At 36.8% G+C, this 13002-nt stretch carries 10 protein-coding genes, 3 pseudogenes and 1 other annotated feature; of the genes and pseudogenes, 5 read left to right on the top strand and 8 right to left on the bottom strand.

Going from position 1 to position 13002, the window contains the following annotated elements:
- Positions 1-1421 (bottom strand): annotated as a pseudogene (gene bioA / locus ACEWFJ_RS08000) (adenosylmethionine--8-amino-7-oxononanoate transaminase).
- A gap of 79 nt (positions 1422-1500) precedes the next feature.
- Entirely contained in the window at positions 1501-1893 is a 393-nt protein-coding gene (locus ACEWFJ_RS07995) for a hypothetical protein (protein ID WP_473692392.1), read from the bottom strand.
- A gap of 119 nt (positions 1894-2012) precedes the next feature.
- Positions 2013-2233 (top strand) — a binding site (T-box leader).
- 243 nt (positions 2234-2476) lie between these two features.
- Here ACEWFJ_RS07995 and ACEWFJ_RS07990 point away from each other — a divergent pair.
- From ACEWFJ_RS07990 to ACEWFJ_RS07980, 3 genes are read left to right on the top strand one after another with little or no spacing between them, the layout of a single operon-like run.
- Positions 2477-2650, top strand: coding sequence for a hypothetical protein (locus ACEWFJ_RS07990; protein ID WP_473691451.1), 174 nt, complete (start codon positions 2477-2479; stop codon positions 2648-2650).
- Positions 2647-3300, top strand: a complete 654-nt coding sequence (locus tag ACEWFJ_RS07985) for a Na+/H+ antiporter NhaC family protein (protein ID WP_473691449.1) — start codon at positions 2647-2649, stop codon at positions 3298-3300. Before ACEWFJ_RS07990 ends, ACEWFJ_RS07985 begins: the two co-directional genes overlap by 4 nt.
- An 8-nt stretch (positions 3301-3308) precedes the next feature.
- On the top strand, positions 3309-3851 hold the full coding sequence (locus tag ACEWFJ_RS07980) for a Na+/H+ antiporter NhaC family protein (protein WP_473691447.1): 543 nt from the start codon (positions 3309-3311) through the stop codon (positions 3849-3851).
- Between the two features lie 17 nt (positions 3852-3868).
- Here the strand turns inward: ACEWFJ_RS07980 and ACEWFJ_RS07975 are convergent, their stop codons facing one another.
- Positions 3869-6049 (bottom strand): bifunctional 2',3'-cyclic-nucleotide 2'-phosphodiesterase/3'-nucleotidase, encoded by a 2181-nt coding sequence (locus ACEWFJ_RS07975; RefSeq protein WP_473691445.1) that lies wholly within the window; start codon positions 6047-6049, stop codon positions 3869-3871.
- A gap of 299 nt (positions 6050-6348) precedes the next feature.
- Between ACEWFJ_RS07975 and ACEWFJ_RS07970 the strand changes: the two genes are divergently transcribed.
- Complete coding sequence (locus ACEWFJ_RS07970) at positions 6349-7128, top strand: GDSL-type esterase/lipase family protein (RefSeq protein ID WP_098310636.1); 780 nt, start codon at positions 6349-6351, stop codon at positions 7126-7128.
- A gap of 412 nt (positions 7129-7540) precedes the next feature.
- Positions 7541-7987, top strand: coding sequence for a MarR family winged helix-turn-helix transcriptional regulator (locus tag ACEWFJ_RS07965; protein ID WP_098310635.1), 447 nt, complete (start codon positions 7541-7543; stop codon positions 7985-7987).
- A gap of 232 nt (positions 7988-8219) precedes the next feature.
- Here ACEWFJ_RS07965 and ACEWFJ_RS07960 read toward each other — a convergent pair whose 3' ends face one another.
- The 5 genes and pseudogenes from ACEWFJ_RS07960 to argJ all read right to left on the bottom strand — a co-directional run bounded on the left by ACEWFJ_RS07960 (position 8220) and on the right by argJ (position 12990).
- Positions 8220-8771: a DUF2062 domain-containing protein gene (locus ACEWFJ_RS07960; protein WP_473691443.1), complete on the bottom strand. Its 552-nt coding sequence runs from the start codon at positions 8769-8771 to the stop codon at positions 8220-8222.
- 104 nt (positions 8772-8875) lie between these two features.
- Positions 8876-9826 carry an ornithine carbamoyltransferase gene (gene argF, locus ACEWFJ_RS07955; protein WP_473691441.1) on the bottom strand — a complete coding sequence of 317 codons (951 nt, stop codon included), beginning with the start codon at positions 9824-9826 and terminating at the stop codon, positions 8876-8878.
- A 13-nt stretch (positions 9827-9839) separates the two neighbouring features.
- The gene (locus ACEWFJ_RS07950; RefSeq protein WP_473692390.1) at positions 9840-10994 is read right to left on the bottom strand and encodes an acetylornithine transaminase; all 1155 of its coding nucleotides are present in this window, start codon (positions 10992-10994) and stop codon (positions 9840-9842) included.
- 81 nt (positions 10995-11075) lie between these two features.
- A pseudogene (gene argB, locus ACEWFJ_RS07945) lies at positions 11076-11756 on the bottom strand (acetylglutamate kinase); the annotation flags it as partial.
- 11 nt (positions 11757-11767) lie between these two features.
- Positions 11768-12990, bottom strand: a pseudogene (gene argJ / locus ACEWFJ_RS07940) (bifunctional glutamate N-acetyltransferase/amino-acid acetyltransferase ArgJ).
- Between the last annotated feature and the right edge of the window lie 12 nt (positions 12991-13002).

Raw genomic sequence — 13002 nt, 5'->3', positions numbered from 1 at the left:
TTATCCCTCCGTTACTTCTTGAATTGCTTGATGTAAAATCGTAATCATATCATCAAGTTCTTCTATTGTAGAAGCGAGCGGCGGCATAAATACAACAACATTTCCTAATGGACGAAGAATCATACCTAAATCACGTGCTCTTCTACAAACCTTCACACCCATTTGTTCCCGCCAAGAATACCCTTCTTTCGTTTCTTTGTTTTCTACGAGCTCAAGACCAATCATAAAACCACGCTGACGAATATCTCCCACATGTTTAAATTCATGAAAAACTTCTAACCGTTTTGCAATATATTCCGCTTTATGAGCAACAGCTTCTATAAGGTTTGTAGTTTCAAATAATTTCAAATTCGCAAGTGCTACTGCACAACCTAATGGATTCCCTGTATAACTATGACCATGGAAAAATGTTTTTTGCTCCTCATAGTCACCTAAAAAAGCATTATAAATTTCATCGGTTGTTACTGTAATTGCAACTGGTAAATATCCTCCTGTTAACCCTTTTCCAGCCGTTAAAATATCCGGAGTAACGCCCTCATGTTCACATGCAAACATTTTACCCGTTCTGCCAAATCCTGTGGCTACTTCATCTGTAATAAGAAGAACATTATAAGCTGTACAAAGTTCTCGCAATCCTTTTAAATAGCCCTCTGGCATTGTAATAATGCCGCTCGCTCCTTGTACAAGAGGCTCTACAATAACAGCTGCTACTTCTTCGTGATTTTGTCGCAACATCTCTTCCATTTCTTCTAAATGTTTTTTCACAATAACTTGGTGATTTTCCCCATAAGGAGAACGATATGTATACGGATATGGTACTTTTAACGTATCAAATAGAAGCGTACTATACACTTGGTGAAACATATCAATAGCTCCAACAGATACCGCTCCAATTGTGTCACCATGATACGCTTCTTTCATCGTAATAAACTTTTTCTTTTCAGGTTTTCCTTTATGCTGCCAATATTGAAATGCCATTTTAATTGCAATCTCAACCGATGTGGCACCAGAGTCAGAATAAAAACTTTCTTCAGTCCATTTGGTACAATTTCAATAATTTTTTCGGCTAACAAAATACTTGGCACATTCGCAATACCTAGCAATGTAGAGTGCGCTATTTTATTTAGTTGCTCACGAATAGCATCATCCAGCTCTTGTACATGGTGGCCGTGAACATTAAGCCAAATGGATGATACACCGTCCCAATATCCTTTTCCATTCACATCGTATAATTTTCTTCCTTCTCCTCTTTCAATAATGACTGGATCATCCTCCAAGAAATCTTTCATTTGGGTAAATGGATGCCACACATAGTCTTTATTTTTTTGAGCTAGTTCCTCATATGTAAAAGTTTGATCAATACTTCTTACAGTCACGATTGTCACCTCTAATGTTAACTTATTTTTATTTAAGGTTAACATTATAGAACAAACACTGTCAATTCTTTTTCAATGCTATATTATTCTTAAAAAAGAACGACTTATCCTATGATAAGTCGTCCTATTTACCGTGCTGAATTTTACCAATCTCCTGAATCAATTGTTCATCTGTTTTGCCTTCTATTTCAATTCCGAGCTCTTTTGCATGCTCTCGAAGAAGCTCTTGTCGCTTTTCATAACGCACTACATCTATTTCTTTTTGGATCTGTTCTTTTGTTTTCCCTTCTGTAAAAACTCCTAATTTATTGGCTGTTTTCTGTATTTTCTCTTCTTCACCTACGTTCTTTTCTTCTTTACTTTGTTGTACCGTTTCTTGTGGTTTTTCAGCACTTGTCTTTATTAAATTAGGAGATGCCGCAAACGCTGTATAAATTCCAGCACCGCCGACGACTGTGAACACCATAGAAACAATTATAATTTTCATCTTCATGTTTTCTCCTCCTTTCATATTCATTATAACGAACAATAATATGACTTGCGTTAATTTTCTTTATATTATTTCTATCGTATGAATTCAAAAATAACTATTGACATGCTTCTCTTATTTATGATAAAAATTTACTAACACGATATGAATCGGCAATGATAGGATTTAGTAGTATTTCGTTTCATGCTTTCAGAGAGCTGATGGTTGGTGCGAATCAGTACAGAACGGAGTATGAATTACCCCTTAAGCTTCTTTTACGAAACAGTTGGAGTAGTGAAAGACGGTTACAGACCGTTATTTCTGCAAAGTGGTGAAATGTTTTTTGTTTCACAATTTAGGGTGGTACCGCGATGTTTTCGTCCCTGCATATACTGCAGGGGCGTTTTTTATTTTGATCGATCGGTGTATACCTTTAATTGTCATACGTACATTTCACAAGCTAGGGTGGTACCGCGATTATTTTCGTCCCTGCATATATTGCAGGGGCGTTTTTTATTTTTAAAAAAGGAGAGAAGTAGTATGCGATTTTCAACGGCCGGGGGAATTATTCGATATTGGCGTATTTTTTCAAATCATAGTAAAACATAACATCTAGGGAGGATTTATTATCATGATTTCAAAACGAGCATCTATTATACTAACAGCTCTTATCTTTTTCTGTATCGGCTTTAGCGTCATTCAATTACAAGTTATGCCTCATATTCCTATTTTATTTGGGATTGTCATATTATTAGCGTTTGGATTCGCAAAAAAATTCCATGGTCTGTTATGGAAACAGGAATGAGAAATGGAATTTCAGCTGGTCTGCCATCTATTTTTATCTTTTTACTTGTCGGTGTATTAATTAGCGTTTGGATTGCTGCAGGGACAATTCCAACATTAATGGTGTACGGTTTTCAAATTGTTTCACCGAAAATTTTCTTACCAACGGTCTTTATCGTATGTTCTATTATCGGCACTAGTATTGGCAGTGCCTTTACAACAGCTGCAACAGTTGGAATTGCTTTCATGGGGATGGGAAGTGCCCTTGGTTACGATGCTGCTTTAGTTGCTGGTGCTGTTATTTCCGGATCCTTCTTTGGAGACAAAATGTCACCTCTTTCTGATACAACAAACTTAGCACCAGCTGTCTCAAAAGTAGACATGTTTGACCATATTCGAAATATGCTTTGGACGACTGTACCAGCATTTATTATTTCACTCATTATTTTCTTCATTCTTGGGAAAGACGCTTCTGGAAAACTTCAGTTTGGATCTTTCACAGAAACATTACAAGAACATGCAACGATTTCCGTAATTACCTTACTTCCAGTTCTTGTGCTATTTGTATTAGCTATAAAAAAGTTCCAGCAGTTCCAACTTTACTTGCTGGTATTATCTCAGGTATTATCATTCTATTTATTTTTACTCCAAATACATCTCTTACAAATTTAATTAATATTATGCAAAACGGATATGTATCGCATACAGGTGTAAAAGATATTGATAGTTTATTAACACGCGGCGGATTACAAAGTATGTTAATGTCTGTTGCCCTTATTTTCCTTTCTCTTGGCATGGGAGGATTGCTACAAGAAATGGGAATTATTAAGCAACTTATGGCAGCAATTTCAAGCTTTGTCAAAACGAGCGGACGTTTAATCTTCTCTACAGCAATTACTGCAATCGGTGTTAACTTTTTACTTGGCGAACAATACTTATCAATCATCTTACCAGGTCAAGCATTTGCAGAAAAATACGATGAGATGGGATTAAAACGCCGCAATCTATCACGTGTATTAGAAGATGCAGGTACAGTTATTAATCCACTTGTACCATGGGGAGTTAGTGGTGTGTTTCTCACAAGTGTCCTAAACGTACCCACGGTGAGCTACCTTCCATACACAGTTTTCTGCTTACTTTGCCCAATTATCACTTTACTCGTGGGATTCACAGGCTTTGGCCTTTCATGGGATAAAGAACATAAAGAAAAGTCCGCTGCATAGCAGTGGACTTTTCTTTATTATTTATTTAATTTCTTTCTTCTAAATAGCACTAGCGCACCTGCACCAATACATGCAAGTCCTGCTGCTAATGTCGTAAACACATTCGCCCCTGTTTTCGGCAAGCTATTATCTGTTTGCGGTTGATCTTGAACTGAATCTGCAGTTGTCGGCGTCTCTTCCCCGTTATTATTATCTTCTGGTGTTTTCGGTTGATCTTCACCGTTATTATTATCCGGTGGCGTCGTTGGTTGATTAGTCTCGTTATCTCCACCAGTTGATTCATTCTTTTTCGTTAAATCAATCGCATATTTCGCAAATTCATTTTCTGATGGACTAACATAAGAAATATTCCCGTCTTTTTCTATATATTTTTGGGCGTTCTGTGAAGAATCAAATGTTATATTCAATTTCTCACCAGCAATTGGTTTAAACGTCCAGTTTTTATCTGCTGTCGGGTTAATTGTTTTCATTTGTTTCATATATTCTACAATAATTTGACGCGTTTCATCAGGAGATTGCAAAATCACATCTCCTTTACTTACACCTGGGAATGTTTGACTGCTACCACGGTAATTATTCGTTGCTACAACAAACTCTTGATTGTCAGTTACCGGTTTTCCATCATACATTAAGTTCACAATACGATTTGCAGCTTCATTTACAACTTTTCCATCTTTGTCAAACTTAGCTGGCTGTGTTACATCAATTTCATATTTAACGCCATCTAACACATCGAAGTTATATGTTGGGTAATTTATATTCACTAATTTTTGCTCATCTGTTTTACTTGAATCAATTTGGTTAAATTGACCAGCAGACATCTCTAACCAATCTTTCAACTGAGCGCCATTTATTTTCACTGCATATAATGTATTTGGATATACGTATAAGTCCGCAACGTTTTTAATTGCAAGCGTTCCAGCTGGAATATCTGTATAATATGTAGATCCGTTACGTCCACCCGCTTTAAACGGTGCACCTGCTGATAAAATTGGCAAACCTTCAAATTTTGTGCCCTTCATCTTCTGCTCTGTATACCACTTTTGTGCATTTGTTACAAGTTGAACAGATGGATCATCTTGTACAAGCGCAAAATAACTATTAATTGGTGCTGTTGTTTCACCAACTGGTGTGTTTACATATTTAATTGTCGCTTCATGATCATCCTTTATTGCTGCTACTAAAGATGGATCTGATTCTACTTTTGCATTTCCTTTACTATCTGCAATTGGGCGAACAGAAGGTTCAGATTTATCTTTTTGTACTTCCCATTTTCCATTGACTTGCTTCAATTCCATATCAATAATTCCTAAGTTACTCCCAAAAGCACCAGGCATTACAACCGGAACACCATTAAATGTATCGGTTACAACCGCATGGGAATGTCCTGTTAATACCGCATCAACACCAGGAATATCCGTTAAATAATAAGAAGCATTCTCCATTCCAATATTGTATCCATTCTTATCGATGCCAGAGTGTGCTAACGCAACAATAACATCTGCACCTTCTGCTTTCATTTTTGGAATCATTTCTTTCGCTGTTTCTACAATATCTTTCGCTATTACTTTTCCTTCTAAATTCGCTTTATCCCAGCTCATAATTTGTGGTGGAACAAAGCCCATTACGCCAATCTTTACTTTATGTTTTTGACCAGCTTCATCTTCTACTTCTTTTTCAAACACATGGTACGGTTTGAAATAATTTTCACCACTTTTTGCATCATATACATTCGAGTTAATTACAGGAAACTGTGTTTTGCTAGTCGCTTGTTTTAAATAATCTAAACCGTAGTTAAATTCATGGTTTCCAAGAGAAATGACGTCATATTTCATCATATTCATTAAACGATACAATGGATGTACATAATCTCCTTCTAATCCTTTTACTTTTGCTACATAATCGCCAAGCGGTGTTCCTTGCAGCGCGTCTCCATCATCAAATAAAACAGAGTTTTTTGACTCTTCCCTCGCTTGATTAACAAGAGTCGCTGTTTGAACTAATCCTACTTTATTATCTGTTTTTGTTTGATAATAATCATAATTCATTAAGTTCACATGAATATCAGATGTTTCTAATATTCTTAGTTTTACAGTACTTCCCTCTTCCTCTGCATGTACATGTATAGGCCATATTTGCGGAGCAATAACTCCTAATGCAAGCACAGCACCAGCCAACGTTTTTGTTGATTTTTTCACAAAAAAATCCCCCTTATAAAATAATCCCCTGCGACAAAGTAGAATGTTAGGTGTGTATCCCTTCACACAATCAGATTCTTAAAGAAGTTAGTTGTCTTACTTCTTTTGAGAACATAATAATAAATCTACCCGTCTGATATTTATCATAACGAACAGTAATTTATATCGTCAACGAATTTTGACAGACTTCCACAAATTTTCTGTAAAAATAATGTAATTTTTTTTGAAGGTATAATACCTACTCCATTACTTCTCCTAATGAATATGGTACAATAACCATTTATAAGGAGGGTATAACGATGAAAAAAATCATTTTATCTGCACTTTGTCTCCTCCTTCTTATCATTATATTTTTGGATTATGAAAAGAATCATGAGACAAATGTTCAAAAGGAATCTCCAACAGCAACTGCTCCGCATTGGATTGATTCACAAACAGATGCAACACTACATCATCTTGTCTTAGGTGATTCTCTTGCAAAAGGCTACGGGTCTACACAAGGTGGCTATACACAAATTGCTTCTCAGGAATTAGAAGAGCAATTGCACAAACAAATTACTGTCGATAACCTTGCTGTAAACGGCTTAACAACAGATGGTTTACTTCAAATGGTACAAACAGAAGAAGTAAAACAAAAAATAAAAGATGCCCACATTATTACAATTAGTATTGGTGGGAATAACATTTTACACATAAACAAAAATGTCGGTATTACGGAAGGAATGAAATTATTAAATGAAGAGCAAGATCGTTTTGAACGCGATTTACAAAACATCGTAAAGACCATTCGTATGTCTAATCCGAATGCACTCATCATTTTATCTGAGCTCTATAACCCATTAAAACTCGAAGATCCTATCGCTTCTTACGCAAATGTTTTCTTAGATAGCTGGAACAAAACAATATATTCGATTTCAAAAGAAAATCAACCTTCACTCGTATTACCGATTCGTAAATTATTACCAACTGATCAAAAAGACTTACTATACGACCAAGTTCATCCGAATGATAAAGGATATGAAAAAATTGCAGAATCCTTTGTACAGCAAGTGTTATCATATAAAGTGAAACTTCCGTAAGTAGGCGATTTTCCTCCTTACGGTTAGTTGAACCAATCGAGCCCTTACAGGCGGTTTTACACCTTGAATTATCCCAAACTACCGCCTGTTTGAGCGGGATAAAGTGAAACTGCCGTAAGTATGCGGTTTTCCTACTTACGGTTAGTTGAACCAATCGGGCCGTTACAGACGGGCTTCCATCTTGTACCACTCACACATACCGCTTGTTTGGGCGGGATAAAGTGAAATTGCCGTAAGTAGGTGGGTTCCCTACTTATGGTTAGTTGAACCAATCGGGCCGTTACAGACGGGCTTCCATCTTGTACCACTCACACATACCGCTTGTTTGGGCGGAATCAATATAAAAGCAAATAATTCTATTTTTATACATCGTGATTTTTTGTTACAATAAGAATAGAAGGGGGCCTGTTATATGGAGTCACGTGAGTGGGAGCGTATCGTTGATCATCTTCTTTCGTTAGTGCCTCTTTTTTATCGCAAGTTTATGCTTCCTGGAGAGTTCTCTTCTCGTCGACATATGCCACCATCACATACACAGGTGTTATTGTTATTGCATGAACGAGATACATTAGCAGTTTCAGAAATCGGAAAACGTCTAGCTATTTCGAGACCGAATATGACACCATTGCTAAACAAACTCATTCAAGAAGAACTTGTAGAGCGCCATTATAGCGAAAAAGATCGGCGTGTTATTTTAATGTCTCTTACAGCTGAAGGGAAATTATTGGTAAACCAATACAAACAATTCCTTTTAGAAAAACTGAAAGAAAATTTACAAACGTTATCAGCAAGCGACCGGGAACAACTTACCCATTCGCTACAAACAATTCAAAACTTAATTATGAAAGCAAATATATAAAGCTGCTTCTAGATAGAAGCAGCTTTATGTTTCGTAATAATTTCCATAATATACATTGGAATACGGCCAAGTAGTTAAATACGGTTTATTTTCTTGTGATGGTTGTATCTGTCTTACATATGGGACAGGATAATATACAATATGTGGATAGTACCTAGGAGCATAATAAGAAAAAAACATCAACTCCCCCTTTTTAGAAGCATATTCAAAAAGGGAATTTGATGTGCATTCATTATATTTGTGTAATGGGCCTTTTTATTTGTTTCTTTCTTCTTGTCAATCTCAGTTTGCGATTTTTTTCGTATAAATAGTACATAACAAAATAAGCAATTATGCCGAATACAATTCCTATAATTGTCATTCCGATTATTACATACAATTCGTTTTGTAACAGGTTTTTTAACATCGTTAGCCCATTACTTGAAAAAAAGTCTTTTATTGTATAGTGGTGATACGGCATTGTTTTTACTTCAAATGGATAAATAAGTTTTCCAAGTGCATGCGCGAACGGAATTAGAATAACAGGTAAAAATGATGCTTTTCCGATAAGATTGCCGATAACAGCTGCTGGAAACGAACCGTTCAATAATCGAACGAGCGGATAAAAAATAAGATATATGAGAGATGCTGTATGAATAACTAACATTTCTATTCCAAAACCAACAGCAAATCCTCTCGCTACAATTTTCGCACCTTCTGGTGCACGCAATAATTTATAATAATTTAACTTCACTCCTCGCCAAATACGCTGAAAGAATGAATACGTTTTCTTAGTTGCTCGCATCTGAATCATCTCTCTTTTATTTTTCTGTTATTTACTATTATAAAGTATACAAAGAAAAAATGCGAAATCTCAATAAGACATTTTAAATAAAAAACAACCTTCCATTATGAAGAAGGTTGTTTTTCTTGTAATAAACTGACTAATAATGCCTTTTGTACATGCAAACGATTGCCGGCTTGCTGAAATACAATTGATTGTGGCCCATCAATAATTGCTGAGGTTACTTCTTCTTCACGATGAGCAGGCAAACAATGTAAGAAATGATAAGTTGATTTTGCATACTGAGTGAGCTGCTCGTTTACTTGATATGGCTGAAATAATTCATATTTCTCCTTACTATTTTCTTGGCCCATGCTCATCCAAACGTCTGTATAAATAAAATCTGCTTCTTTAACAGCTTCTTTTGGATTATGCGTAACTTCAATTTTAGCTCCTGTTCCCTTTGCAATTTCTATTGCACGTTTTACAATCTCTTCATCCGCTTCATATCCTGGAGGCGTTGCAACTGTAATATTCATTCCCACTTTTGCACTTGCAAGCAGCAATGAATGACAAACATTATTTCCATCTCCAACGTAAGCAAGTTTGATATCTTGGAATGTATTCACTTCTTCATAAATCGTCATTAAATCTGCCAGCGCTTGACATGGATGGTGATCATCTGTTAATCCATTAATAATTGGAATTGTCGCTTCTTTTGCTAATTCTTCTACTTCCGCATGTGAAAATGTTCGTATCATAATTCCGTCAATATATTGTGACAGCACTTTGGCCGTATCTGCAATGCTTTCTCCTCTACCGAGCTGCAATTCTTTACCGCTTAAAAACATACCGTGTCCTCCAAGCTGAATCATACCAGCTTCAAATGATACACGTGTACGAGTAGAATGCTTATCAAAGATTAATCCTAAAATTTTACCATTTAATAAGGGCAATGTTTTTTCTTTTTTTACATACATCGCAAACTCAATAATTGCAATGATTTCTTCTTTCGTTAATTCTTCTAATGTTAAAATATCCTTTGTTTGAAGTTTAGGTACAGACATTGTTTTCATACGAATTCCCCCTCTATTTAATCAATACTTGTTTGCATACACGATTTATCATATGTACTGCTTCATCGATTTCTTCTTTTGTTACGATAAGTGGCGGTAATATACGCAGCACATTTGACCCGGCTTGCAAAACAAGAAGCCCTTCTTCCTCTAACGCCGTTATCATAGGACTAACTTCTCCTTTACAAACAACCCCAATCATAAGTCCTTTCCCGCGAATATCAATAATCCAATTCATATCCTGTAATTCTTCTTGTAATTTTCGTAAAAAATATGCTCCCTTTTCTTGTACTTCTTGCAAAAAAGAAGGTTGTGAAATAATTTGTAATACTTCTTTTGCAGCTGTCATCGCGATAAAATTCCCGCCAAACGTCGAACCATGTGTCCCAGGGGAAAAAACAGATCCTAATTCCTTTTTCCCAAGCATCGCTCCAACTGGAATACCATTTCCAAGCGCTTTTGCAACTGTGACAATATCAGGGGAAATCCCCATTTGTTCGTATGCAAATAACGTCCCTGTTCTTCCAATTCCGGTCTGCACTTCATCTACGATAAAAAGTGCATCGTGTGCATGACACAACTTCTCGATTTCACGTAAAAATGTGATATCTGCAGGAAGAACGCCACCTTCTCCCTGCACAACTTCCACCATAACAGCTGCGACTTCTTCATTCATCGCTTCTTGAAACGCAGCAATATCATTAAAAGGAAGATGCAGAAAACTTGGGAGGAGCGGGCCGAATCCATCATGGATTTTAGATTGCCCTGTTGCACTCATTGTTCCAAACGTTCGTCCGTGAAACGATTGTTTACACGTGATCACGACTGATTTCCCTGTATGCTTACGCGCTAACTTCAGCGCTGCTTCATTCGCTTCGGCTCCGCTATTACAAAAAAATGCATAGTCTAATTCTCGATCTTTCGTTAATAGCGCAGCGACTTCTTCTTGCACTGTATGGGGAAATAAATTTGAAATATGCCATATTGTCTTTAACTGTTCTTCCACAGCATTTACCACCGCTGGATGACAATGTCCTAAATTGCATACCGCAATTCCAGAAGTGAAATCTAAATATTGCTTTCCTTGTTTATCTGTAACCTTTGTGCCGCTACCTTTCACAATTTCAATGTTTCGTCTACTGTATGTTGGAAAAACATGCTGTCCCATTATAGATCCCCCTTTTTTTATTGTTGTACCAATCCACTCTCCTTTATTTGTCAGAAAACGTTGTGTACCGTTTACAATTACAACATCCTTTACACCTAGTTCTAGTGACTTCAGTGCTGCTTTCACTTTCGGAATCATTCCACCAGTAATAATTCCATTGTCTATAAGATCTAGAAGCTGCTTTTCCTCTGCTTGCTCAAGAAGCTCCTCCTTATATATGACACCATCTACATCTGTAATAAAAATTAAATTTTTCGCATTCATCGCTGTCGCAATTGCTGCTGCCGCTGTATCTGCATTGACGTTGTATACCTGTCCAGCCATGACTCCAACTGGTGCAACAACAGGAATAAACTGATTTACTAACAAATGTTCTAGTAACATCGTTTGAACATATTGCACTTCACCGACAAAGCCAAACTTCTCTTCTAACGGAACAACTTGCAATAACTTTCCATCACAGCCGGATAATCCAATTGCTCCAAGTTCTTGTTCATTTAACTTTGAAACAAATGTCTTATTTGTACTACCGCATAAAACCATTTGCACAACTTCCATTACCTCTGCTGTTGTTACACGCAGTCCATCTTTCTTTTCAATTGGGATACTTAATTTATTAAGCATCGCATCAATTTCAGGCCCACCGCCATGAACAACAATCACGTCATATATTTGTGCCATTTGTTTCATACATTGAAAAAATGTTTCACCTAAACGAGCTAACATACTACCGCCACACTTTATTACAATACGCTCTCTCATTTCTTCTCTCCTTATGTGCGATAACAAGCATTAATTTTCACATATTCATAACTTAAATCGCATCCCCATGCTCTTCCACTGGCTTTGCCAAGATGTACATATACATCTATAACAATCTCTGATTGCTGTAACAGTTGTTTCATCTCTTCTTCTGAAAAATGTTGCGGTTCACTACCTTTTAATACTGCAATCGACTGAACATTAATATCCACCGTACTCGTTTCAATTACAATGCCGCTTTGTCCAATTGCGCTAATAATACGTCCCCAGTTTGCATCTTCGCCGTATACAGCTACTTTTACAAGATTGGAACCGACAATTTTCTTCGCAATCATATTTGCTTCTTCTACAGTGCGTGTGCCATGCACATTTACTTCAATTAACTTTGTCGCCCCTTCTCCATCTTTCGCAATTTGCTTTGCTAAATCTTCACACACCTTTTCAAGTGCCATCAAAAACTTCTCCCATTCTGGATGTTCTTCACATATTGCGGTTGTGTTTGATAGGCCGCTTGCCATAACAAGTACCATATCATTTGTAGACGTATCTCCATCGACCGTAATTTGATTAAATGTATGATTCGTAATTTGTGACAATGCTCTTTGCAACGCTTCACTTTCTATATTTACATCAGTCGTAATAAACCCAAGCATCGTTGCCATATTCGGGTGAATCATTCCTGAACCTTTTGCAGCCCCGGCAATTGCAACCTCTTTTCCTTCAATAGAGAGCTTATAGCACGATTGTTTCGCAACTAAATCTGTTGTCAAAATCGCTTCATAAAATGATGCCGCAATCTCTACTTCTTTTGATGGTTGTAAAAAGAAATACCGCTTCGCACTTTTTCCATCGGTAGAGGCTCTCCAATAACTCCTGTAGACGCTACCGCAACATAATGCTCCTCTACATGAAACTGCTTAGCTGCTAATGCACGCATTTCATATGCATCTTGTAGTCCTTGTTCGCCTGTACAAGAATTTGCATTTGCACTATTGACAACAATAGCTTGTAATTTTTCCTTGGCAGCAATACTTTCTTTCGTAACAATAAGAGGAGCTGCTTGAAATTGATTTTGTGTATAAACAGCCGCACAGCTAGCTGGCACTTCACACACAATTGCTCCTATATCTTTTCTCTCTTTTCTTAACCCCGCATGAATTCCAATTGCTGCAAATCCTTTTGGTGTTACAATCGAACCGTTTTCTATCTTCGTGCATAATACTGTTTCAATCATGATTCTTCCCCC

It is taken from the genome of Bacillus sp. EA-CB0995 (assembly GCF_055814245.1).
The sequence above is the reverse complement of the archived record's forward strand: the minus strand, read 5'-3'. Positions and strand labels throughout refer to the sequence as shown.